Below are 22450 nucleotides of genomic sequence, written 5' to 3'. Positions count from 1 at the left end.
CGTGCCTCCGGGCCTTGGCGCCATTGGACGGGTGTGCTCGCACGGGCTGTCACCTGGTAGCGGCCACGTCTTCGCGCAGGGCTGATCATGAGTGATCGACTCGCTGATCACGTGTGACGACCCATTATGGGCCGCGGATCAGCTCATCCCCGACGGAAGGAGAACGATCGGACCGTCACACGAGGTGATCGTTTCCTTTGCGCCAAGTACTGCTCTACCCTTGGAAAACTAAGCTAGCTGATTATTGGTGCTGCACAGCACGCACTGCTTCAGCCCCAGCTCGCCGTTGCCGAAGGTCGAGCGGTTTGGTTTTCAGAGGATGGACGGGACCGGAGATCCTATGGACGGCCAGACGCAGATCAGGCTCACGACCCTCGCGTTGTCGAAGGCGAACATCACTGTCGGTGAGCTGTGGGTGAAGTACTACGGCCTGGGCGGGGAGGTATCGGAGTTCGAGGTCGAGGCGTACCTCGGGGGACTCCTGATTCTGTCCGGAGCGGAGCGTTCCATCCTCGCGGATGCCATGAATGAACTCCTCGAGGGTAGTTCTGTGAACATCCAGATTCCCCGCAGTGAGGACGACGAAGCCGCCGAGACGCCGGAGGATGCCCGTAGGGCGCTGGGCGCGTTCGGCGCTTTCCTGTTCACGGATGAGGAGGCTGAGCAGGAACGCCTGGACGCTGTCATGCATACGAACCTCGTGGATTCGCCGTTCGAGGAGCGTTTCGACCGGTACACGCAGCAGGCCCGCGACCACTTCAACGTCAGCTCGTCGATCGTGGCGCTGGTCGACGACCACAGGTTGTTCCTGAAGTCGGTGGTCGGGCCCATCGAGCAGAACATGCCACGGGAAATCACCTTCTGCAACGCGACGATTCGCAACGCCGGGCCGCTGATCGTCGCCGATGCCCTCGAGGACGACCGCTTCCGGACGAACCCTTTGGTCACAGGGGAGCCCTTCATCCGTTTCTATGCCGGCTACCCTCTCCGTGGCCCCGGAGGCTGGACGGTAGGAACACTGTGCGTCATTGACCAGAAGCCGCGCGGCTTCTCACCCCAGGACGGGCGTTTCCTGCGCAAACTCGCCCGCCTCGTCGAAGACGAAATCAACTCCTGACGCCTGCGATCAGCGGGCACCGCTCGTGGCCACGGCTTGCCGCGCAGGAAGATCGCGCAGGACTACACCGGACGGCGAGGACCAGCATGGAGGGCCGGTTGGTGGGACCGGTGGTGGGGATCAGCTGTCGAAGTAGGTGACGACGGGTCTGTGCTGCCCGATCGAGTTCAGGATCTCGGCGGACAGGTCGCGGAGCTTCACGTTCCGGTTCGAGGATGCCCTGCGGAGGATCGCGGTGGCTTCGTCCTGACTGCACCGGTTCTGGGCCATGATCGCGCCGATCGCCATGTCGATGCTGGTGCGTGATTCCATGGCCGTGCGCATGTTCGTGCCGGCTTCGGTGAGCTTGGCGACCCGGACGGCGAGGCGAAGGGACTGGGAGGCATCGCGGGCGAATCCCTCGGCGACGCGGATGCCCTTTGCGTCGAAGGTGTTCGGTTCGGTGGAGTAGAAGTCGAGGCCGGCGCTGGCCCCGTCGTCGAGGCGGATCGGGATACCCAGGGCCGAGCGGAGTCCGTAGCTGGCGATCGCGTCGCGGTACTCGGGGAACCGGGGGTCGGTGAGGAAGTCCCTGATGTGGACGGTGATGCCTTCTCGAGCCGCCCGCAGGCATGGTCCGTCGTCGAACCCGTACTGCACCTCGTCGACCTGCCGGGCTTTTTCGCTGCTGCTGGCGACGGTGATCATGGACCTCGGGCGCAGGAGCGTGATGCCGCAGAACACGTCCCCATAAGGGCCGGTGAACGCCTGAGCCGCAACCGTGACCAGTCCGTTCAGGAACTCCTGGACGTCGTCGCTTTCCAGCACCATGTTCTGCAACTGGGCTGTAACGCTGTCACGCTCACGTAGAACCGGATCCCGGCAGCGGGCCTGACGTGATGGGACACGCGTCCTCGTGCTGCACGGACCCTGATATCGGATTCCTGCCGTCGGCGATCCTGTCTTGGCGGTCAGATAATCGGCCGAAGCCTCAACAGTCACCATTGCGCCGATCGAAGCGATCGCGTCCGTCGCGGCCGTGCTTCATGCTGAGCTCTGCAACGGCGTGGACGGCTTTCGTCTGCCGTCCACGCGGAGCGTGAGTACGTTCGGTGGGTGCGCGTGTCGCGCTCATTGGACTTGATGCCGTGGGTGTCGAGGACGAGGGCTTGCTGCGGGGTGCTTGACAACGCGGTGAACCCGTCTTCATGATGCAGTGACGATCGGTGGCGGCGGACCACCAACGTCTTCAGAGAAGGGTCATGTCGATGCCCACCACGATCTTCGTCAACCTGGCTGTCAGTGATCTCGCCCGATCCCGAACGTTCTTCGAGTCTCTGGGGTACTCCATCAACGAAGGATTCAGCGACGAGAATGCCGTCAGCGTGGTCATCAGCGACACGATCACGGCGATGCTGCTCACACGCGAGTTCTTCTCCGCATTCACCAGCAAATCGATCATCGACGCCACCACCTCCACCGAGGTCCAGCTCGCGCTCAGCGCTGACAGCAAGGAGGAGGTCGACGGCCTCCACGAGAAGGCCCTCGCCGCAGGCGCGACCCCTGCAGGCGAGCAGGACCACGGGTTCATGTACTCGAAGAGCTTCGACGACCCGGACGGCCACCACTGGGACTTCGTGTGGATGGATCCGGCGGCGGCGGCCGACGGTGCACCGGAGCTGAGCCTCGAGGAGATCCGGGAGAACACGACGCACAGCTGAATTGCGGGAGCCGCAATCAGGAGACACGCGTTCAGGTGTCCACGCGATGTTCGACCCATCCACGATTATTGTCCTGTGCCCTTACCCTTCGAGTTGAAGCGACCGATCATTGGAGCCCCGATGGCGGGAGGGCCTTCAACGCCCGAACTCGTCGCCGCCGTCACCCGTGCCGGTGGTATGGGTTTCCTCGCCGGTGGGTACAGGACGCCGGCGCAGCTCGCGGACCAGATCACCCGCACCCGGGCACTGACGGGAGGGTCCATCGGGGTGAACCTGTTCGTCGTTTCCAGAAACGACGTGGACGCGGACGAACTGGAGGACTACCGGCAGGAACTGAAGTACTACGCCGACCGGTACGGCATCGAGGTCGGCGCCCACAAGTGGGACGACGACGCCTGGCAGGAGAAGCTCGACGTGATCCGAGACCTCAGACCTGACCTCGTGTCCTTCACCTTCGACTGCCCCGAAGCCGACGTGCTGCACGAGCTGACCACCCTTGGCATCCATACCGCCGTCACCGTCACGTCCACGAGCGAAGCGGTGACCGCGGCAGGCCGCGGCGCGCGGATCCTCGTGGTGCAGGGCCCGGACGCAGGCGGCCACCGAGCCACCTTCGACCCCGCTGCGGATCCGGGCACCGACGCACTTCCCGAGCTGATCACTGCCATCAGGAACACCGTCGACCTACCGCTGATCGCGGGAGGCGGTATCAGCACGCGCCAGCAGGTCGAGGCTATCCTCGGCACTGGAGCCGCCGCGGTCCACGTCGGGACTGCCCTGCTCCTGGCCGACGAAGCCGGGACTACTCCCGCCCACCGTTCAGCACTGCATGACCCGGCCTTCACCGAGACGAAGGTGACCCGGGCTTTCACCGGCAGACCTGCCCGGGGCCTACGGAACAGGTTCATGGACGACCACGAGCGACCAGGGCACGCCTACCCGCAGATCCACTACATCACCGCGCCATTGCGTGCTGCAGCGGCAAGGAACAATGACCTGCAGGCCCTCCACCTGTGGGCCGGCACAGGCTACCGCACCACCCGCACCGGGCCGGCCGCCGACATCATCGCCGACCTCGCACCCTGACATCGACACCAGCCACGCCACGCGGGCACCAGACGGGCGACCGTGATCAGTCAGGCGGAGATCACCGCGCAGCGACCAAGCGCTGGACCGTTCTGCGGCCTGCTACTCCGGGCCGACAGTCGATCGGGTCAGCGCGGGCGGACGACCGCCAAGCGCCCGCGCCCGTCGATGACCGTGTACGAGTTGGCGCTGAGGATCGGACCGATGTCGAGGAGTGGCGCCCCGGGCACGAGCAGCGGCGCCGAGCACGTGCCAGCCGCGTCGCCACGACCCGACGCGTCGAGCGTCGTGGTCCTGACGGTCCGCAACCCGAACAACCCTTGTCCGAGAGTTCGCCGCGTACCGTGGACGGCGCCGTAGACGACGACGATGATGACGAAGAGCCCGACGGGCCGAGGACGGTGAGCGCACAACTGAGGAAGACACCGAGGGTAAGCACCATGAGGCCCGGAACAGCGGCGATGACAAAGCTGACGGGCGAAGCGACCCTGGCCACCACCGGTTCGTGGCAGTACCGGATGGTGCTCGCCGCACGCACTCCCGGGGCCGCGATGAGCCCCGTGGCGATCCAGGAGACGCCGCTCAGGTGCCGGATCTTCATGCTTACCCGCTGCCGCGCTTCCGGTCAGGGTACCTGCCGGGCGCGCCCGTCCGAAGCCGTCGGGCGGAACGGCCGCTCACCCGCCGGTCCCCACGGCGCCCGCCACCCTCGGTAGGCTGGGCAGCAACTGCTACCCAGGAGGACCACATGGGCATCACCCCCGAAGATGAAGTCGTCAGGATCTGCCAGGAACTGATCCGGTTCGACACCTCGAACTTCGGCGACAACGCCGGTCCGGGCGAGCGGTCCGCCGCCGAGTACACCGCCGGCCTCATCGAGGAGGTGGGCCTGTCCACGGAACTGTTCGAAGCCGCTCCCGGCCGCACGTCCGTCGTCGCGCGCATGGAGGGCACGGATCCGTCGCTCCCGGCCCTCGTCGTGCACGGGCACCTCGACGTCGTGCCCGCCCAGAAGGAGGACTGGACCGTCGACCCCTTCGGCGGGGAGGAGAAGGACGGGCTCATCTGGGGCCGTGGCGCCGTGGACATGAAGGACATGGACGCGATGATCCTGTCCGTCCTCCGCTCCATGCAGCGCGACGGCGTCAAACCGCAACGGGACCTCATCTTTGGGTTCTTCGCCGACGAGGAGGCCGGCGGCGCGTACGGTGCCTCCTGGCTCGTGGACAACAAGCCCGAGGTCTTCGAGGGTGCCACCGAGGCCATCTCCGAGGTGGGCGGCTTCTCGGCGACCATCGGCGGGCAGCGCACCTACCTGCTGCAGACCGCCGAGAAGGGTATCTCCTGGCTGCGGCTGGTGGCCCACGGCCGGGCCGGGCACGGCTCGCAGATCAACACCGACAACGCGGTGACCGCCCTCGCCCGGGCCGTCACGCGCATCGGTGACCACGCCTGGCCCATCGAGCTCACGCCCACCACGCGCCAGTTCCTCGACGGCGTCACCGAACTGACCGGCGTCGAGTTCGACCCGGACAATCCCGACATCCTCCTGCGGGAACTCGGCACCGTGGCACGCTTCGTCGGGGCGACGCTGCAGAACACGGCGAATCCGACGGTCCTCAAGGGCGGGTACAAGCACAACGTCATCCCCGGCACCGCCGAGGCGCTGATCGACGTGCGCACCCTCCCGGGCCAGCAGGACCAGGTCCTGGAGATCATCCGCGGACTCGCGGGGGAGGGCGTCGACGTGAGCTACGAGCACAAGGACACCTCCCTCGAGGTGCCGTTCGCGGGGAATCTCGTCGACTCGATGATCGATGCCCTGCACGCCGAGGATCCCGGCGCCACGGTGCTGCCGTACACGCTCTCGGGCGGCACGGACAACAAGTCGCTCAGCCGCCTCGGCATCACCGGGTACGGCTTCGCACCCCTGCAACTGCCGGACGATCTCGACTTCACCGGCATGTTCCACGGCGTCGACGAGCGCGTGCCTGCGGACTCGCTCCGCTTCGGCGCCAAGGTGCTCGCCCGCCTGCTCACCACCTACTGACGGCAGGTGTCGGGACGGCAGGGGCGATCATGACGACGACGTCCGCAACGGCCGCCGGTCAGCTCCTCACCGCGGAGCTGCTCGAGCGCTTCCGGGGCAGGGCCGCAGGCTACGACGCCGCGAACTCCTTCTTCACGGAAGATTTCGACGACCTTGCGGCCGGCGGGTATCTCCGCATGCTCGCGGACGTGCGGCCCGGCGCCTCGGGCGGGCTGACGCGCGCAGCCCGGGCCCAGCGTCTCCTGGCCTCCGCGGCGCCGGCCACCGCCCTCGGCACGAACATGCACCTCGTCTGGACTGCGGTGGCCGGCCTGCTCGCGGACCGCGGTGACACCAGCCTGGAATTCGTGCTCGACGACGTCGCCCGCGGCGAGGTCTTCGCGTTCGGGGTGTCCGAGCCGGGCAACGACGCCGTCCTCTTCGACTCCCTGACGCGCGTCGAACGGACCCCCGACGGCGGGTACGGCTACACCGGCACCAAGGTCTTCACGAGTCTCTCGCCCGTCTGGACCAGGCTCGGTGTCTTCGGCAAGCTCGAGGGGCGCGACGGCGCCGAGGACTCGATCCTGCACGCCTTCGTTCCGCGCGGTACGCCAGGGGTGGAAACCCTGGCCGATTGGAATCCCCTCGGTATGCGGGCCACGCAGTCGAACACCACACGCCTCACCGATGTCCGTGTCCCTGCAGCCGCCGTCTTCCGCCGCCTCCCCGTCGGACCGAACGCCGACCTCCTGGTCTTCGGGATCTTCGCCGCGTTCGAGACCCTCATCGCCGCGGTCTATCTGGGCATCGCCGACCGTGCGCTGGAACTCGCGGCGCAGTCGCTCCTGCGGAGGCGGAGCCACACCGCAGGACGACCGCTCGCCGACGACCCGGTGCTGCGGAACCTGCTCGCGGGGGCGGCGATGCGGCGCACAGCAGCGGATGCCGAACTCGAGAACGTCATACGCGACCTCGATGCGGGGGACGAGGCCGGACCGGCGTGGTTCCCGCGCCTCGTGACCCTCAAGACCCACGCGGTCGACGCCGCTGTGGAGGCGACAGGGGTCGCGCTGCATGTGGGGGGAGGGTCGGGCTTCTCGGCGGACTCCGAGGTGGTGCGCCTGCACCGTGATGCCCTGGCGGGGCAGTTCCATCCGTCGACCGTCGAATCAGCCCGGTCGACGGTCGCGACCTCGCTGCTGGGGCCGCCGTCGTCGTGACCGACTGATGGTTCCGGGACCTGACCGACCGGCGGTTCCGGGACCTGACCGACCGGCGGTTCCGGGACCTGACCGACCGGCGGTTCCGGGACCTGACCGACCGGCGGCCCGGTGGGGTCAGGCCGTGCGCTCCACGCGCAGGACCTTCCGCCTCAACCAGTAGCGCCTGCTGCCGCCCATGTAGATGCAGCTGCGCTCGAGCTCCCACTTGCCGTACTCGGCATGTTCGGTGAGCAGTTTCCGCGCCGCGGGGAGAGGTTCACCCGCAGTGACGGTGAGCACCAGATACTCGTACTGCCGCCCGTAATCCCGCTCCCGGACGGCTGTCGCGTTCAGAAAATGTTCTCGCATATCCCTCCAATTTCGACCACTTTACCGATAACGTCTAGGCCATGAGCATTGATCCGCGTGTCGCGCTCCAGTCCCTCGTGACAGCCCTCGAAGAGCATCTTGCTGCCTCGGCGTCACGTCGGCGGGAGGACGATCCCGCGGTGGAGGCGGCCTACCTCGGCATCGCCGACGCCTTCGAAGTCTACGAGGAAGCCCTGTACGACGCGTTCGGTGAGGTCACCCCGCTCGAGATCTACGAAGAGTCGGACGACGACGACGATAACGAGGATAACGACGACAATGACGACGCCGAGTACGCCTCCGACCTCGTCGACGCCGAGATCGAGCACTGACCTCTCACGCCAGGGCTCTCGCCCGGAGCGCTCGACCTTCTGATCGCCGCTCACGCTGAGGGCTCGCCGCTCACGCGCGGTCCGGCCACTCACGCACAGCCTGCCGTGGATCTCAGGAAAGCAGTGCGGAGACCTCGTCGAGGACCTCGGAGATCGGCCCCGCGACGGGTGCGCCGCTGACCTGGAGGATCTCCTTCAGCTGCTGGGGAGTGCGGGCGCCGATGATGGCCGAGGCCACGCCGGGCCGGTGCAGCAGCCACCGCAGCGCCACCTCGTGGGGTTGCAGGTCCAGCCCGCGCGATGCCGTGCACAATGCCTCGGTGACGCGCTGCGGCTTCCCTGACAGGTAGGGCTCCACGTAGGGCGACCAGACGTCGGAGGCGCCCCTCGATTCGGACGGGATCCTCCCGCGGTACTTCCCCGTCAGGACACCCCGCCCGAGCGCACCCCAGGCGAGGATCCCCGCGCCCGAGGCAGCCGCTGCCGGGAAGACGTCGCGCTCCGCGCCGCGGTTCACGAGGGAGTACTCGACGTCGTTCACGAGGAGCGGGAAGGACGCGGTGGCGGCTGCGCGCGCGAACTCCCACCCCGCGTAGTTGGAGACACCGACGTAGCGGGCCCGGCCGGAGGAGTAGGCCACGTCGAGCGCGCTGAGGATCTCGGGCAGCGGCACGGAGGGATCGGGGGAGGGCGCCAGCCAGACGTCCGCGTGGTCCGTACCCAGCAGGGCCAGGGACGCATCGAGCGAGTCGAGGAGGCCGCGGCGCGAACTGTCCAGCCTCCTGCTGCCGGACCTCGTGGTCCCGCCCTGCACCACGAGGACGAGCTCCGAGCGGGCCACGGTGTCATTGATGAAGCCGCCCAGCATGGCCTCCGACTGACCCTCGCCGTAGCGCGCCGCCGTCTCCACGAGGGTGCCGCCGGCATCGGTGAAGAGGCGCAGCTGCTCACGCGCCGATTCCTCGTCGACCTCCCGGCCCCAGTTCATGGTGCCGAGTCCCAGAGCGGAGACGGTCAGGCCGCTCGCTCCCACGTTTCGCCGTTGCATGAGGCCAAGCCTAGGGCCTGCACCCGGCTGCATGGCTTAGGGTCATGAGCGTGCATTGGATAGAAGCTGTCATCCTGGGATTCGTCCAGGGCCTCACCGAGTTCCTCCCCATCTCCTCGAGCGCCCACCTGCGCATCGTCGGCGAACTCCTCCCCAACGCGCAGGACCCGGGAGCCGCGTTCACCGCCATCACCCAGCTGGGCACCGAGACCGCCGTCGTGGTCTTCTTCTGGCGGGACATCGTCCGGATCGTGAAGGCGTGGTTCGGAGCGTTGCGGGGCACCGTCCCCCGGAACGACCCGGATGCCCGCATGGGATGGCTCGTGATCCTCGGAAGCGTCCCGATCGTTGTGCTCGGGCTCCTCTTCCAGGACCAGATCGAGAGCACGTTCCGCAGTATGTGGATCGTGGCGACGATGCTGATCGTCTTCGGGCTGATCCTCGCCGTCGCTGACCACGTGGGGCGCCAGACGCGGGAGCTGCACACCCTCACCTACCGGCATGGCATCCTCTTCGGGCTCGCTCAGGCGCTGGCCCTCGTCCCGGGCGTGTCGCGATCGGGCGGGACTATCACCGCGGGCCTCCTCATGGGGTACACGCGGGAGGCTGCGGCGCGCTACTCGTTCCTCCTCGCCATCCCCGCGGTGTTCGGCAGCGGTGTCTTCCAGCTGGTCAAGAGCTACGACGAGACCGGACCGTACGCGCTGCCCGAGACGGCCCTCGCCACCGTGGTGGCCTTCGTCGTCGGCTTCGCGATCATCGGCTGGTTCCTGAAGTTCGTGACGACCCGCGGGTACGGGCTCTTCGTCTGGTACCGGATCCTGCTCGGACTCGCTCTCTACGTGCTGCTCGGACTGGGCGTCATCAGCGCCTGACGCCGAGCCGTAAGGTAGAACGTGTGATTGCGTGGAACTCGACTCCTGTCCCTGAACTCGACGGCACCCAGTCGGACATCACCCTGTTCGACACGGCCCTGCAGGAAGGGACGGTCCTCGAACGGCATCCGGAGCGCAGCCTGTACGTCTGCGGCATCACGCCCTACGACGCCACACACCTCGGCCATGCGGCCACCTATGTGGCCTTCGACCTCCTCAACCGCACTTGGCGGGACGCCGGCTCGACCGTGTCCTACGTCCAGAACGTCACGGATGTCGACGATCCCCTGCTGGAGCGGGCCACGGCCACGGGCGTCGACTGGCGGGACCTCGCCACCGAGCAGATCGCGCTCTTCCGCGAGGACATGGAGGCACTCAATGTCCTCCCGCCCGACCACTACGTCGGAGCCGTCGAGGCGGTCGGGTGGATCGTCCCCGCCGTCGAGGACCTCATGTCCCGCGGTCTGGCCTACACCGTCCCCGGTGAGGGCGGGGACCCCGACGGCGACGTCTACTTCTCGCTGGATGCGGCCGCCCTGCTGGACGAGGACGACGACGCCCGCTGGTTCCTCGGTCAGGTCTCGCACCTCGACGCCGACGCCATGGTGGCCCTGTCCGCCGAGCGCGGGGGAGACCCGACGCGGCCGCACAAGCGCAACGCGCTCGATCCACTCCTCTGGCGCGTCGCGCGGCCGGCCGAGCCCAACTGGCCGGGAGCCACTCTCGGCGACGGCAGGCCCGGCTGGCACATCGAATGTGCCGTGATCGCGCACCGCTACCTCCCGGCTCCCTTCACGGTGCAGGGCGGCGGCTCGGACCTCGTCTTCCCGCACCACGAGATGAGCGCCTCGCACGCCTGGGCCTCGAGTGGCTCACCGCTCGCTCAGCACTATGCCCACGCCGGCATGGTGGGCTACGACGGCGGCAAGATGAGCAAGTCACGCGGCAACCTGGTGCTCGTCTCGAAGCTGCGCCGGGCCGGCGTGGACCCGGCAGCCATCCGGGTCGCCATCCTCGCGCACCACTACCGCTCGGACTGGTCCTGGACGGACGCGGTCCTCGAGGAAGCCGTCGCACGGCTCGCCACCTGGCGGTCCGCAGCCACGCTCGCGGACCGCGCCGACGTCGCCCGCCTCCTCGCACAGGTCCGGGAGCACCTCGCGGACGACCTCGACGCCCCCTCGGCGCTGGCCGCGATCGACGCCTGGGCCGCCGGCACCCACGGCGACGGCTCGGGCCGGCAGGAGTTCGCCGACCTGATGGACGCCCTGCTCGGGGTACGCCTCTAGGCCCTTCCTCCGAATCGAGCGCCGGGCCACCGCTACGCGTGAGCACGGCGGGCGGGCATCCCGTGGCGGCTCAGCGGCCCCGACCGAACATGCGTGAGCACGGCGGGCGGGCATCCCGTGGCGGCTGAGCGGGCCGCGTTCATGGGCGGGGCTGCTACGGCCGACACTCACTGCTCGCGGCGGCGCTTCTTCAGGTAGCGCTCGAACTCGCGCGCGATCGACTCGCCGCTCGCCTCGGGCAGGTCGACGGTGTCCTTCGCCTCCTCGAGCTGACGCACGTAGGCTGCCACCTCGGGGTCCTCGGTGGCGAGCTCGTCGACCCCGCGCTCCCAGGCTTCGGACTCCTCGGTGAGGACGTGCGTCTCCACCGAGATCTGGAGGATCTCCTCGAGCTTGTTGAGCAGCGCGAGCTGCGCCTTCGGCGACGGCGACTGACCGACGTAGTGCGGCACCGCGGCCCAGAGCGACATGGTGGGAATGTCCGCCAGGAGGCCCATCTCGGCGAGGACGCCGACGATCCCGATGGGTCCCTCGTAGGTCGACGGCTCCACCTCGAGGCTCTCCCGGACGAGGTCGTCGTCGGAGGTCACCGTCACCGGGATGGGACGGCTGTGCGGTACGTCGGCCAGCAGTGCACCCACGAGGACGATGCAGTCGACGTTCAGCTCCTTCGCCAGCGCCACGAGTTCGGCCGTGTAGGCACGCCACTTGTAGGAGGGCTCCACGCCGTTGACGAGGATGAGGTCCACGGCCGAATCCGGCACGACGGCCTTGCTGATCCGCGTGTTCGGCCACTTGATACGCCGCTGACCGGCGGAGTTCCGCTTGATGACGGGACGGGTGAACTGGAAGTCGTAGAACTCGTCGGCGTCGATGGTGGAGATGCGTTCGCTGCCGAAGAAGCGCCCCATGTAGGTGAGGGCGTCACTGGCGGCCTCACCGGCGTCGTTCCAGCCCTCGAAGGCCGCGAGCATGATGGTGATGCGCCGCTCCGGCTCGCCGGCATCCTGGAAGAGATCCTGCACGCCGGTCGGCTGGTGTTCGTCGAAGCTGTCCACGTTCTCACCCTAAACCCCGCTGCGCGGCCATGTCAGGCGAGGTTGGACGGCTACGCGGACAGCTGACGCGCAGTCCTGTCAAGGGGTCACCGTAGACTTGGGACCATGGCACACCACCCCACCGGCACCGTCCAGACCCTTGCCCGCGTCGAGGCCGAGCCGGACGGCAGCAGCACCGGCGGGAACCTCGGGAGACTGCAGGGCGTGCTCTGGGACATGGATGGAACCATCGTCGACACCGAGCCGTACTGGATCCGCGCGGAGAGGGATCTCGTCGAGTCCCACGGCGGGACCTGGAGCATCGAGCAGGCCACCGCCCTGGTCGGCCAGGCCCTCGATTTCTCGGCGGGTCGGCTGCAGCAGGCCGGCGTGGACCTCGGGATCAGCGCCATCATCGAACACCTGACCGGGCGCGTCGCCGCCGACGTCGCCGCGGACGTGCCCTGGCGACCCGGCGCGCGCGAACTCCTGGCGGCCCTGCGTCAGGCGGGCATCCCCTGCGCCATGGTCACCATGTCCGAACCACTGCTGGCGACGGCCGTCGCCTCGCACCTGCCCGAGGGCACGTTCTCCCACCTCGTCACCGGCGACCGCGTCTCCGCGGGGAAGCCGGACCCGGAGGCGTACCAGCTGGGCTTCGACCTCCTCGCCGCAGATCATCCAGGGCTCACGAAGGATCGCGTGGTCGCCATTGAGGATTCCCTGCCGGGGGTGACCTCCGCCCTGGCCGCGGGCCTCGTGACACTGGCCGTCCCGCACTTCGTCCCACTGCCGCCCGACTCGCGCCGCACGGACTGGAGCACGCTGGAGGGCCGCACCCCCGCCGAACTCGCCGCCCTCGTCGCTGCCCCCGGCACGGCCCCCGCGGAGGAGCGGGCATGACCAGCTCCCCGCCTCCCGTGAGAGCAGAGCCGAGCCCGGGACTGTCCCTGGGCCGCATCGCCGGGATCCCCGTGGTCCTCGCGTGGTCCTGGTTCGTCATCACGGTGTTCATCGTGCTGGTGTTCGGCCCCCGCGTCACGAACGCGTTCCCCGGGATCGGCGCAGGCGCGTACGCCGTCGCCCTCGGCTACGCGCTCCTGCTCGCCGCCTCCGTGCTCATCCACGAACTCTCCCACGCGCTCACCGCCCGGGCCTTCGGCTGGCCCACCACGCGGATCGTCCTCAACCTGTGGGGCGGCCACACGCAGTTCGCCAGCTTCAACGCGTCCCCCGGGCGATCCCTGCTCGTCGCCCTCGCGGGGCCGGCCGCGAACTTCGTCCTGGCAGGTATCGGCTGGGGCATCCTGCAGGTCATGACCCCCGGGTCGGTCACCTACCTCCTGGCGACCATCCTGGTCTGGGCCAACCTGCTCGTCGCGGTGTTCAACGTGCTCCCCGGTCTGCCACTCGACGGCGGCCGCCTCGTCGAGAGCGCTGTCTGGAGGGCCACGGGGAGCCAGGAGAAGGGAACGGTCGCCGCGGGGTGGGCGGGCAGGGTGCTGGTGATCCTGCTCCTCGCCGTCGTGATCGGGCTGCCCCTGCTCCAGGGCCGCTGGCCGGACTTCACGGTGATCATCATCGCCGTCGTCATGGGCGCCTTCCTGTGGATGGGTGCCACGGCGGCCATCGAGAACGCACGCATGCGGCTCCGTCTGCCGGCCATCAGTGCCGGGCGTCTCCAGCAGCGCGCTCTCGGACTGCCCGCGGGGACGACCGTTCTCGCCGCCCGTCGCCTCCTCCGCGAACACCCGGGGGCCGCGGTCGTCATCACGGGCGCCACCGGCATCCCCGAAGCCGTGGTGGACGAGGGCGCCCTCCTCGCCGTCCCCGAGGAGGTCGCCGGGACGACGGCGGTGAACGCGACCGCCCGGCGCCTCGCCGCAGGGGCGTACGTACCCGAGTGGGCCGAGGGGCAGGAACTGGTCCAATTCCTCGCCCGGCTGGAGGGCAACGAATACGCCGTCGTCAACCGCCAGGGTGCCGTCACCGGACTGCTGCACCAGCGCACCGTGGTGCAGGCCATCACGGGCAAACCGTCGCCGGGCGCCTGACCGCCGCGCCGGGCGCCGGAAGGCTTGGCCCCGTGCTCCCGACCAGCGCCCCCGAAACATCCCCCATCACTGACACTGCCGGCCCCGCCGGCACCTGCCGAAGGACCACCATGAGCGACACCCCGTCCACCCCCACCGTGCCGTCCTCCGACGTCGAACCGCAGGCCGCACCGCACGGCGCCGCTGCTCGCCGAGGGCCCTTCCGGCCCGGTGAGCGCGTCCAGCTGACGGACGAGAAGGGCCGGATGAACACCGTCACCCTGACGCCCGGCGGCGCCTTCCACACGCACAAGGGCTTCCTGCAGCACGACGCCATCCTCGGCACCGCGGAGGGGACGATCCTCGAGAACACGAGCGGCCAGCTCTACCAGGCGCTCCGTCCGCTGCTCTCGGACTTCGTCCTGTCCATGCCGAGGGGCGCTGCCGTCGTCTACCCGAAGGATGCCGGGCAGATCGTCACGATGGCCGACATCTACCCGGGCTCCCGCGTGGTCGAGGCCGGTGTGGGCTCGGGCGCGCTGTCCATCTCGCTGCTGCGCGCCGTCGGCGACTCCGGCTACCTCCACTCCTTCGAACGCCGCGAGGAATTCGCCGACATCGCCCGCGGCAACGTCGAGACGATCTTCGGCGGCCCGCACCCCGCCTGGCAGATCACCCTCGGCGACTTCCAGGAACAGGTGGTGGAGCACGAGGAACCGGGCTCCGTGGACCGCGTGGTCCTCGACATGCTCGCTCCGTGGGAGTGCCTCGACGCCGTGGCCACCGTGCTGGCACCGGGCGGCGTGTGGATCAGCTACGTCGCGACCGTCACCCAGCTGTCCCGCACCGCGGAGGCCATCCGCGCCGACGGCCGCTTCACCGAGCCCGACGGCTGGGAGTCCATGGTGCGCGGCTGGCACCTCGAAGGACTCGCGGTGCGCCCCGACCACCGCATGGTCGCCCACACGGGCTTCCTGCTGACCACGCGCCGGCTCGCCGACGGCGCCGTCGGGTTCACGCCGAAGCGCCGGCCCTCGAAGACCGGGTTCAGCGCGGAGGACCTCAATGCGTGGACCCCGCAGGCGGTGGGCGAGCGGGACGTCTCCGACAAGCGGCTCCGCCGGGTGGCTCGCGACGCTGCATCCACCATCCAGCGCGGCTCCCTGCCCGCCGAGGAGGCGCAGGCGCGACGCGACGCCATCGCCGACGGCGGCACGGTCGAGTAGAGCCCGGCCGCCGGGAGGGAGCCGGAGAAACCGGCGCTCGCCGGACGACGTGGCCCGACACCGGCTCGAAGCGCGATGCCCGCCCGCGTCGGGTGCTGCCCTGATTCGCCCCGCCGGTCCTGAGTCGCCCCGCCGGCCCGGCGGCGCCTGCCGGCCCGACGCCGGTGCCGGCCCTGAGTCGCCTGCGGGCGCAGCGGGGAGAGCCTCGCCGTCGTCGCGCGTTGGACCTGGAGTGATGACCGTGCATCAGCTGCATCAGCTGATGCAGCAGGTGCGGGACGGCCGCGTCAACCCCGCGTCGTCGCACGAATGACCGGTGGGCTCCGCGGGGCGGGGTCTGCGCTAAGGTCGAAAGACAGCTGACGGACCGAACCCAAGGTGGCGAACCGATATGCCGGACTCCCAAGACAATCCCGCCGCTGACCAGCGGGACGTGACTCCGCCCACCGTGGACGCCTCGATCGCCCAGCGGCAGCTCAACGTCCTCCGCGACAAGCTCCGCCGCATCGACCGGCAGCTCGCGGCCGCCACCCAGAACAACGGAAAACTCGTCAGCGCCCTCGAAGCGGCGCGCACGGAGATCGTCCGGCTGAAGGCCGCCCTGGAGAAGGAGGGCGCTGCGCCCTTCAGCTTCGCCACGGTCATGCAGGTGAATCCGCGGCGCCCCGCCGAGCCCGGCACCACCACCGAGGCCACCGTGCAGGACACCGCGGACATCCTCCAGTCCGGACGGAAGCTCCGCGTCACCGTGAGCCCGCTCATCAACGTGCGGCAGCTCGCCGCCGGCCAGGAGGTGCTGCTCAACGAGTCCCTCACGATCGTCGCGGCCCTCGGCTTCGAGCGTGCCGGCGAGCTCGTCACCGTCAAGGAGCTCATGGGCACGGACCGCGCCCTCGTGGTCGGCCGGACCGACGACGAGCGCGTCATCAAGCTCAGCGGCCCCCTGCAGGCGGAGCGGATCCGTGTCGGCGACGCCCTCGCCGTCGACACGAAGTCCGGGTACGGGCTGGAGAAGGTCCCGCGGAGCGAGGTCGAGAACCTCGTACTCGAGGAGGTGCCCGACATCGCCTATGGCGACATCGGCGGCCTCGGCCCGCAGATCGAGCAGATCCGCGACGCCGTCGAACTCCCGTTCCTGCACCCGGACCTGTACCGCGAACACGGGCTGAAGCCACCCAAGGGGATCCTGCTCTACGGGCCTCCCGGCTGTGGCAAGACCCTCATCGCGAAGGCCGTGGCGAACTCCCTCGCTGCCCGGGCCGCCGAGCGGGCAGGGCTGGAGCAGATCCGCAGCTACTTCCTGAACATCAAGGGACCCGAGCTGCTGGACAAGTACGTGGGCGAGACCGAGCGCCACATCCGCCTCATCTTCGCCCGCGCCCGCGAGAAGGCCTCCGACGGCAGCCCCGTCGTCGTCTTCTTCGACGAGATGGACTCGCTGTTCCGCACACGCGGCACCGGTGTGTCCTCCGACGTCGAGACGACGATCGTCCCGCAGCTGCTCAGCGAGATCGACGGCGTGGAGAAGCTCGAGAACGTGATCGTCATCGGGGCCTCGAACCGCGAGGACATGATCGACCCGGCGATCCTGCGTCCCGGGCGCCTCGACGTGAAGATCAAGATCCAGCGGCCCGACGCCGAGGGCGCCGCGGAGATCTTCGCGAAGTACATCACCCCGGATCTGCCCCTGCACGCGGACGACCTCGCCGAGAACGGCGACGACCCGCGGACCACCATCGCGGAGATGATCCGACGGACGGTGGAGCAGATGTATTCCACGGACAAGTCCAACGAGTACCTCGAGGTCACCTACGCCAACGGGGACACCGAGATGCTGTACTTCAAGGACTTCAACTCCGGCGCCGTCATCCAGAACGTCGTCGACCGTGCCAAGAAGTACGCCATCAAGGACCTGCTGCTGGACGGCAGCAAGGGCCTGCGGATCGAGCACCTCATGCGCGCCGTGGTGGACGAGTTCCGCGAGCACGAGGACATGCCGAACACGACGAACCCCGACGACTGGGCGCGCATCTCGGGCAAGAAGGGTGAGCGCATCACGTACATCCGGACCATCGTGCAGGGCAAGGCGGGCCAGGAGCCCGGCAAGTCCATCGAGACGACGGCGAACACCGGCCAGTATCTGTGATGGACACGGGTGGACGGCTCACGGGCCGCCCACAGGGGCTGCCTGCCGTCGGTGAGGGGATCTCCGTCCACCGCGTGATGGGGACGGAGACGGAGTACGGCATCATCGCGCCTGCCCTGCCGTCGGCCAACCCCACGCTGCTGTCCTCCCAGGTGGTCAACGCCTATGCCGCGACCCTGCGCGAGGGTCTCGGCAACCTGGCCGGCACGCGCTGGGACTACACCGACGAGACCCCGCTGACGGACGCGCGCGGTTTCCGGATGGACCGGGCGCGTGCGCATCCGAGCCAGCTCACCGACGAGCCGCCGGAGCTGGACGAGCTGACGGCCGAGCAGATCGCACTCGAGCGCGGTGAGCCAGCCGAGGCGGCGGTGCTCATGAACCTCGTGCTGAACAACGGGGCCCGCCTCTACGTGGACCACGCCCACCCGGAGTACTCCTCGCCCGAGGTGACCAGTCCGCTCGACGCCGTCCTGTGGGACCGCGCCGGCGACAGCGTGGCCGTCGCGGCGATGGAGCGGATCGCCGCCACGCCAGGCTTCTCCCCGGTGATCCTCTACAAGAACAACACCGACAACAAGAGCGTCTCCTACGGCTCGCACGAGAACTACCTCGTCCCCCGGAGCGTGCCCTTCTCGAAGCTCGCCGAGGCACTCATCCCCTTCTTCGTCTCGCGGCAGGTCATCTGCGGAGCGGGCCGGGTGGGGCTCGGTGCGCTGAACCAGGACGCAGGCTTCCAGATCAGCCAGCGCGCGGACTTCTTCGAGAACGAGGTCGGCCTGGAAACCACGGTCCGGCGGCCCATCATCAACACACGGGACGAGCCCCACGCGGTCGCGGAGAAGTACCGGCGCCTGCACGTGATCATCGGGGACGCCAACCTCCACGAGGTCTCCAACTACCTGAAGACCGGGACGACGGCGCTGGTCCTCGCGCTCATCGAGCAGGGCCGCGCGCCCGTGCCCGTCCTGGCGGATCCCGTCGCGGCGCTCCAGTCGATCAGCCACGACGCATCCCTCACCCGCACCGTGCAGCTCACCGACGGCCGCGCGATGAGCGGCCTCGACCTCCAGGAGCTCTACTGCGAGGCCGTCACCGCCGCCCTCCCGCCGGACGCCGACGACCAGACGCGTGACGTCGTAGAGCGCTGGCAATCACTGCTCGCCACCCTGCGCCGGGATCCGATGGACGCTGCCCGCCAGGTGGACTGGATCGCGAAGCTCTCGGTGCTGGAGGCGTACCGTGCGCGGGACGGGCTCGACTGGACGGACCCGCGCCTCGCGCTCGTCGACCTGCAGTACGCGGATCTCCGACCGGACAAGGGCATCTACCGACGCCTGGCGCGACGCGGCGACGTCGAGCTGCTCGTCGGGCCGGGGGATGTGGCCCGTGCCGTCGTCGAACCTCCGCGGGACACCCGCGCGTACTTCCGGGGACGCTGCATCGCCGAGTACCCGGCGGAGGTCGTCGGAGCGAGCTGGGACTCGCTGATCTTTGAACTCCCGGGCGAGCGGCGGCTGCAGCGCGTACAGACCAGGGAGCCGCTCCGGGGCACGGCCGAGCTCACCGGTGCGCTCTTCGACGCGGCGGTCGACGCTGAGGATTTCCTGTCCCGATTACTGAGCGGCCCCGAGCGCCGCGTGGCACCATAGGAACCTGACCACCGCACGCATCACGACCACGAAAGGGTGGCCACCATGGCTTCACAGGACCGCATCTCCACCGGCGGCTCGACCTCGGGATCCGAGGAGGAACTCCCCGAGCCCGCCCCGGCAGCTCCCGCCGCACCCGCTGCCCAGGAGTCCTCGCAGACGCAGGGCGTGGACGATCTCCTCGACGAGATCGACGGTGTCCTCGAGTCCAACGCGGAGGAGTTCGTCCGGGGCTTCGTCCAGAAGGGCGGCCAGTAGCGGATGCTTCCGGACGATGCAGCCGCAGCCGTTCCACGGGCCGCCTCGGCCTCCTTCTCCGCCTATCTCGGTGAATACCACCCGGGACTGCTGCCCGCCAACCGGTCCCTGGGTCCCGTGACCGCCTCGACCGACGCCTCCCACCTGGCGCCGCACGCGACGACGATCGTCTCCCTGACCTTCCCGGGCGGCGTGCTGATGGCCGGTGACCGTCGGGCCACCATGGGCAACGTGATCGCCAGCAGGCACATCGAGAAGGTGTTCCCGGCCGACAACTACTCGGTCCTCGGCATCGCGGGAAGCGCCGGGATCGGCCTTGACCTGACCCGTCTGTTCCAGGTGGAGCTCGAGCACTACGAGAAGATCGAGGCCACCATGATGAGCCTCGACGGCAAGGCGAACCGGCTCGCGGCCATGGTGCGGCAGAACCTCCCGATGGCGATGCAGGGCCTCGCCGTCGTCCCGCTCTTCGCCGGCTTCGACCCGGACCGCCACGTGGGGCGCCTGTTCTCCTTCGACGTCACCGGCGGGCGGTACGAGGAGCACGAGCACCACTCGGTCGGCTCCGGATCGGTGTTCGCCCGCGGCGCCCTCAAGAAGCTGTGGAGTCCGCGCCTCGACGAGGCCTCGGCCGTGCGTGTCGCCGTCGAGGCGCTCTACGACGCCGCAGACGACGATTCAGCCACCGGTGGCCCCGATACCGTCCGCGGGCTGTGGCCCGTGGTGTACGTGGTCGACGGTGCCGGTGCGCGCCGGATCCCCGAGCGCGAGCTGGAAGCGGTGGCACACGCCATCATCGACGCCCGCTCCTCGGCCGGCAGGGAGGCATAGCCATGACGCAGCAGTTCTACGTCTCACCCGAACAGCTGATGAAGGACCGCGCCGACTTCGCGCGGAAGGGGATCGGGCGGGGGCGTTCGGTCGTGGTGATGAGCTGCCGCGACGGCATAGCCCTCGTCGCCGAGAACGCCTCGCCCTCGCTGCACAAACTGGGCGAGATCTACGACCGCATCGCCTTCGCCGCCGTCGGCAAGTACAACGAGTTCGAGAGCCTCCGACAGGCCGGCGTACGGTACGCCGATGTCCGGGGCTACTCCTACGCCCGCGAGGACGTGACGGCCCGCGGGTTGGCGAGCGTCTACGCCCAAAGCCTCGGCGCCGTGTTCACGGCGGAGAGCAAGCCCTTCGAGGTGGAGCTCGTCGTCGCCGAGGTGGGCCGCTCGCAGGACGCAGACCACCTCTACCGCCTCACCTTCGACGGCTCGATCGCCGACGAGACGGGCTTCGTGGTCATGGGCGGCGCGGCGGACGCCGTCGTCGACGCCCTGCGCGGTTCCTGGTCCGCCGACCTCAGCCTTCCCGAGGCCGTCCGGGCAGCAGCCCGTTCCCTCCGGCACGACGGCGTCGTCACCGCCGGGGCGGGGGACGCGGGCGCACCCGTGCTCGATCCCTCCGTCCTCGAGGTCGCGTTCCTCGAACGCGACCCGGACACGCTGCGGGGAAGCAGGCGGGCGTTCCGCCGCATCGGCGCGCCCGAGCTCGACCTCCTGCTGCAGACCGGGCAGGACAGCTGATGGACCGCCGGATCTACGGTGTGGAGACGGAGTTCGGCATCTCCTACTCGGGGCCCAACTCCCGGCCCCTCTCGCCGGAGGAGGTGGCGCGGTACCTGTTCAGGAAGGTCGTGAGCTGGGGGAGGTCCTCGAACGTCTTCCTCACCAACGGCTCGCGCCTGTACCTCGACGTCGGCTCCCACCCCGAATACGCCACGGCGGAGTGCGACGATCTCGCGCAGCTCATCGCGCACGACCGCGCAGGTGAACTGATCCTCGAGGACCTCGTCGCCGAAGCGCAGCGCAAACTCGCGCAGGAGGGCTACGACGGCAAGATCTACCTGTTCAAGAACAACACGGACTCCGCCGGCAACTCCTACGGCAGCCACGAGAACTACCTGATCCCGCGCAAGCTGGAGTTCGCGCGCCTCGCCGACATCCTGATCCCCTTCCTCGTCACCCGGCAGCTGCTCGTCGGAGCCGGGAAGGTCCTGAAGACGCAGACCGGATCCCTCTACGCCTTCTCCCAGCGGGCCGATCACCTGTGGGAGGGCATCTCCTCCGCCACGACGCGCTCCAGGCCGATCATCAACACGAGGGACGAGCCGCACGCGGACGCCGAGCACTACCGCCGCCTGCATGTGATCGCCGGCGACTCGAACATGTCCGAGACCACCACGCTGCTGAAGGTCGGGTCCGTCGACCTGCTGCTGCGGATGGTCGAGGCAGGCGAGATGATGCGCGACTTCCGCCTGGAGAATCCGATCCGCAGCATCCGCGAGATCTCCCACGACCTCACGGGACGCCAGCTCCTGAAGCTCGCCAACGGACGGCAGATGACGGCGCTGGAGATGCAGCGGGAGTACCTCGCGCGAGCCACCGCGTTCGTGGCGGACCACGGCGCGCACAACGCGCACGTCCCGACGATTCTGGACCTGTGGGAACGGGTACTCGACGCCGTCGAGACGGGAGACACCGCGCGGATCGACACGGAGATCGACTGGGCGATCAAGAAGAAGCTCATCGACCGATACCTCGCACGGTCCGGGGGAGACCTCGAGTCCGCCCGCGCGGCGCAACTGGACCTCACCTACCACGACATCTCGCGGTCGAGGGGCCTGTTCTTCCTGCTGCAGGCGCGGGGGGAGGTGGCACGCGTCGTCGACGACACCGCTGTGAAGGAAGCTGTCGACCTTCCGCCGCAGACCACGCGCGCTCGCCTGCGCGGCGAGTTCGTCCGGCGGGCGAAGGAGGCGAACCGCGACTACACCGTCGACTGGGTGCACCTCAAGCTCAACGACCGCGCCCAGCAGACCATCCTCTGCAAGGATCCGTTCACCTCGGTGGACGAGCGCGTGGAGGCCCTGCTGCAGCAACTGTGAGTCGCCCGCACCCGCGATCCGGCGTCTGGCAGCACTTTCACAGGAGAAACCGCCGGCCGGCAGCCGTTAGGCTTGTCAGGGCCCTTTCTTCTGCGGGCAGCCTGAACCGGTCA

22 protein-coding genes are annotated in these 22450 nt (G+C 69.0%); 17 read left to right on the top strand and 5 right to left on the bottom strand.

Features of this window, described 5'->3' with window-relative positions; all coding sequences use genetic code 11:
* Positions 1 to 340 precede the first annotated feature (340 nt).
* Positions 341 to 1117: a GAF domain-containing protein gene (locus ACTIMO_RS12165; RefSeq protein WP_448182573.1), complete on the top strand. Its 777-nt coding sequence runs from the start codon at positions 341 to 343 to the stop codon at positions 1115 to 1117.
* A gap of 120 nt (positions 1118 to 1237) precedes the next feature.
* Here ACTIMO_RS12165 and ACTIMO_RS12160 read toward each other — a convergent pair whose 3' ends face one another.
* Entirely contained in the window at positions 1238 to 1927 is a 690-nt protein-coding gene (locus tag ACTIMO_RS12160; protein WP_448182572.1) for an ANTAR domain-containing protein, read from the bottom strand.
* 437 nt (positions 1928 to 2364) lie between these two features.
* Between ACTIMO_RS12160 and ACTIMO_RS12155 the strand changes: the two genes are divergently transcribed.
* Entirely contained in the window at positions 2365 to 2817 is a 453-nt protein-coding gene (locus ACTIMO_RS12155) for a VOC family protein (RefSeq protein ID WP_448182571.1), read from the top strand.
* A 75-nt stretch (positions 2818 to 2892) separates the two neighbouring features.
* The gene (locus ACTIMO_RS12150; protein ID WP_448182570.1) at positions 2893 to 3903 is read left to right on the top strand and encodes a nitronate monooxygenase; all 1011 of its coding nucleotides are present in this window, start codon (positions 2893 to 2895) and stop codon (positions 3901 to 3903) included.
* 128 nt (positions 3904 to 4031) lie between these two features.
* Here the strand turns inward: ACTIMO_RS12150 and ACTIMO_RS12145 are convergent, their stop codons facing one another.
* A complete protein-coding gene (locus tag ACTIMO_RS12145) occupies positions 4032 to 4316 on the bottom strand; it encodes a hypothetical protein (RefSeq protein ID WP_448182569.1) in 285 nt (94 codons plus the stop codon).
* Between the two features lie 92 nt (positions 4317 to 4408).
* Here ACTIMO_RS12145 and ACTIMO_RS12140 point away from each other — a divergent pair, with 92 nt between their 5' ends.
* Both ACTIMO_RS12140 and ACTIMO_RS12135 read left to right on the top strand, forming a co-directional pair.
* On the top strand, positions 4409 to 5953 hold the full coding sequence (locus ACTIMO_RS12140; protein ID WP_448182568.1) for a M20/M25/M40 family metallo-hydrolase: 1545 nt from the start codon (positions 4409 to 4411) through the stop codon (positions 5951 to 5953).
* A 29-nt stretch (positions 5954 to 5982) separates the two neighbouring features.
* On the top strand, positions 5983 to 7155 hold the full coding sequence (locus ACTIMO_RS12135) for an acyl-CoA dehydrogenase family protein (RefSeq protein ID WP_422391942.1): 1173 nt from the start codon (positions 5983 to 5985) through the stop codon (positions 7153 to 7155).
* 117 nt (positions 7156 to 7272) lie between these two features.
* Here ACTIMO_RS12135 and ACTIMO_RS12130 read toward each other — a convergent pair whose 3' ends face one another.
* A complete protein-coding gene (locus tag ACTIMO_RS12130; protein ID WP_055771038.1) occupies positions 7273 to 7506 on the bottom strand; it encodes a DUF5703 family protein in 234 nt (77 codons plus the stop codon).
* Positions 7507 to 7547: 41 nt separating this feature from the next.
* Here ACTIMO_RS12130 and ACTIMO_RS12125 point away from each other — a divergent pair, with 41 nt between their 5' ends.
* Positions 7548 to 7838 carry a hypothetical protein gene (locus tag ACTIMO_RS12125; RefSeq protein WP_422391943.1) on the top strand — a complete coding sequence of 97 codons (291 nt, stop codon included), beginning with the start codon at positions 7548 to 7550 and terminating at the stop codon, positions 7836 to 7838.
* 112 nt (positions 7839 to 7950) lie between these two features.
* On the opposite strand, the gene ACTIMO_RS12120 is transcribed toward ACTIMO_RS12125, so the two are convergent.
* Positions 7951 to 8886, bottom strand: a complete 936-nt coding sequence (locus ACTIMO_RS12120) for an aldo/keto reductase (RefSeq protein WP_448182567.1) — start codon at positions 8884 to 8886, stop codon at positions 7951 to 7953.
* A gap of 44 nt (positions 8887 to 8930) precedes the next feature.
* On the opposite strand from ACTIMO_RS12120, the gene ACTIMO_RS12115 reads away from it, so the two are divergent.
* Together ACTIMO_RS12115 and mshC are read left to right on the top strand one after the other, a co-directional pair.
* Positions 8931 to 9761 (top strand): undecaprenyl-diphosphate phosphatase, encoded by an 831-nt coding sequence (locus ACTIMO_RS12115; protein ID WP_448182566.1) that lies wholly within the window; start codon positions 8931 to 8933, stop codon positions 9759 to 9761.
* Between the two features lie 23 nt (positions 9762 to 9784).
* Positions 9785 to 11050, top strand: coding sequence for a cysteine--1-D-myo-inosityl 2-amino-2-deoxy-alpha-D-glucopyranoside ligase (gene mshC, locus ACTIMO_RS12110; protein WP_448182565.1), 1266 nt, complete (start codon positions 9785 to 9787; stop codon positions 11048 to 11050).
* Positions 11051 to 11217: 167 nt separating this feature from the next.
* On the opposite strand, the gene ACTIMO_RS12105 is transcribed toward mshC, so the two are convergent.
* Positions 11218 to 12108, bottom strand: a complete 891-nt coding sequence (locus ACTIMO_RS12105; RefSeq protein ID WP_055771052.1) for a PAC2 family protein — start codon at positions 12106 to 12108, stop codon at positions 11218 to 11220.
* 105 nt (positions 12109 to 12213) lie between these two features.
* Here ACTIMO_RS12105 and ACTIMO_RS12100 point away from each other — a divergent pair, with 105 nt between their 5' ends.
* The 9 genes from ACTIMO_RS12100 (at position 12214) to pafA (ending at position 22337) form a co-directional block, all read left to right on the top strand.
* Complete coding sequence (locus ACTIMO_RS12100) at positions 12214 to 12990, top strand: HAD family hydrolase (RefSeq protein ID WP_082471500.1); 777 nt, start codon at positions 12214 to 12216, stop codon at positions 12988 to 12990.
* A complete protein-coding gene (locus ACTIMO_RS12095; RefSeq protein WP_448182564.1) occupies positions 12987 to 14141 on the top strand; it encodes a site-2 protease family protein in 1155 nt (384 codons plus the stop codon). The genes ACTIMO_RS12100 and ACTIMO_RS12095 overlap by 4 nt, the downstream gene beginning before the upstream one ends.
* 110 nt (positions 14142 to 14251) lie before the next feature.
* Positions 14252 to 15346, top strand: coding sequence for a tRNA (adenine-N1)-methyltransferase (locus tag ACTIMO_RS12090; protein WP_422391948.1), 1095 nt, complete (start codon positions 14252 to 14254; stop codon positions 15344 to 15346).
* A gap of 391 nt (positions 15347 to 15737) precedes the next feature.
* Positions 15738 to 17492: a proteasome ATPase gene (gene arc, locus ACTIMO_RS12085; protein ID WP_448182563.1), complete on the top strand. Its 1755-nt coding sequence runs from the start codon at positions 15738 to 15740 to the stop codon at positions 17490 to 17492.
* Positions 17492 to 19144, top strand: a complete 1653-nt coding sequence (gene dop, locus ACTIMO_RS12080) for a depupylase/deamidase Dop (RefSeq protein WP_448182562.1) — start codon at positions 17492 to 17494, stop codon at positions 19142 to 19144. The genes arc and dop overlap by 1 nt, the downstream gene beginning before the upstream one ends.
* 45 nt (positions 19145 to 19189) lie before the next feature.
* The gene (locus ACTIMO_RS12075; protein WP_055771553.1) at positions 19190 to 19402 is read left to right on the top strand and encodes a ubiquitin-like protein Pup; all 213 of its coding nucleotides are present in this window, start codon (positions 19190 to 19192) and stop codon (positions 19400 to 19402) included.
* A gap of 3 nt (positions 19403 to 19405) precedes the next feature.
* Positions 19406 to 20233, top strand: coding sequence for a proteasome subunit beta (gene prcB, locus ACTIMO_RS12070; protein ID WP_448182561.1), 828 nt, complete (start codon positions 19406 to 19408; stop codon positions 20231 to 20233).
* Between the two features lie 2 nt (positions 20234 to 20235).
* The gene (gene prcA, locus ACTIMO_RS12065; protein WP_448182560.1) at positions 20236 to 20976 is read left to right on the top strand and encodes a proteasome subunit alpha; all 741 of its coding nucleotides are present in this window, start codon (positions 20236 to 20238) and stop codon (positions 20974 to 20976) included.
* Complete coding sequence (pafA, locus tag ACTIMO_RS12060) at positions 20976 to 22337, top strand: Pup--protein ligase (RefSeq protein WP_448182559.1); 1362 nt, start codon at positions 20976 to 20978, stop codon at positions 22335 to 22337. The genes prcA and pafA overlap by 1 nt, the downstream gene beginning before the upstream one ends.
* Positions 22338 to 22450: the final 113 nt, after the last annotated feature.

Source organism: Arthrobacter sp. CP30 (assembly GCF_053470025.1).
Note: the sequence above shows the minus strand (reverse complement) of the source record. Positions and strands in the feature narration are given on the sequence as shown.

Coding starts and splice junctions, on each gene's coding strand:
- arc (WP_448182563.1), top strand. CDS start 15,738: ATGCCGGACTCCCAAGACAATCCCGCCGCTGACCAGCGGGACGTGACT.
- ACTIMO_RS12135 (WP_422391942.1), top strand. CDS start 5,983: ATGACGACGACGTCCGCAACGGCCGCCGGTCAGCTCCTCACCGCGGAG.
- ACTIMO_RS12075 (WP_055771553.1), top strand. CDS start 19,190: ATGGCTTCACAGGACCGCATCTCCACCGGCGGCTCGACCTCGGGATCC.
- ACTIMO_RS12130 (WP_055771038.1), bottom strand. CDS start 7,506: ATGCGAGAACATTTTCTGAACGCGACAGCCGTCCGGGAGCGGGATTAC.
- prcA (WP_448182560.1), top strand. CDS start 20,236: ATGACGCAGCAGTTCTACGTCTCACCCGAACAGCTGATGAAGGACCGC.
- ACTIMO_RS12100 (WP_082471500.1), top strand. CDS start 12,214: ATGGCACACCACCCCACCGGCACCGTCCAGACCCTTGCCCGCGTCGAG.
- ACTIMO_RS12125 (WP_422391943.1), top strand. CDS start 7,548: ATGAGCATTGATCCGCGTGTCGCGCTCCAGTCCCTCGTGACAGCCCTC.
- dop (WP_448182562.1), top strand. CDS start 17,492: ATGGACACGGGTGGACGGCTCACGGGCCGCCCACAGGGGCTGCCTGCC.
- ACTIMO_RS12165 (WP_448182573.1), top strand. CDS start 341: ATGGACGGCCAGACGCAGATCAGGCTCACGACCCTCGCGTTGTCGAAG.
- ACTIMO_RS12155 (WP_448182571.1), top strand. CDS start 2,365: ATGCCCACCACGATCTTCGTCAACCTGGCTGTCAGTGATCTCGCCCGA.
- ACTIMO_RS12120 (WP_448182567.1), bottom strand. CDS start 8,886: ATGCAACGGCGAAACGTGGGAGCGAGCGGCCTGACCGTCTCCGCTCTG.
- prcB (WP_448182561.1), top strand. CDS start 19,406: ATGCTTCCGGACGATGCAGCCGCAGCCGTTCCACGGGCCGCCTCGGCC.
- pafA (WP_448182559.1), top strand. CDS start 20,976: ATGGACCGCCGGATCTACGGTGTGGAGACGGAGTTCGGCATCTCCTAC.
- ACTIMO_RS12090 (WP_422391948.1), top strand. CDS start 14,252: ATGAGCGACACCCCGTCCACCCCCACCGTGCCGTCCTCCGACGTCGAA.
- ACTIMO_RS12160 (WP_448182572.1), bottom strand. CDS start 1,927: ATGGTGCTGGAAAGCGACGACGTCCAGGAGTTCCTGAACGGACTGGTC.
- ACTIMO_RS12095 (WP_448182564.1), top strand. CDS start 12,987: ATGACCAGCTCCCCGCCTCCCGTGAGAGCAGAGCCGAGCCCGGGACTG.
- ACTIMO_RS12115 (WP_448182566.1), top strand. CDS start 8,931: ATGAGCGTGCATTGGATAGAAGCTGTCATCCTGGGATTCGTCCAGGGC.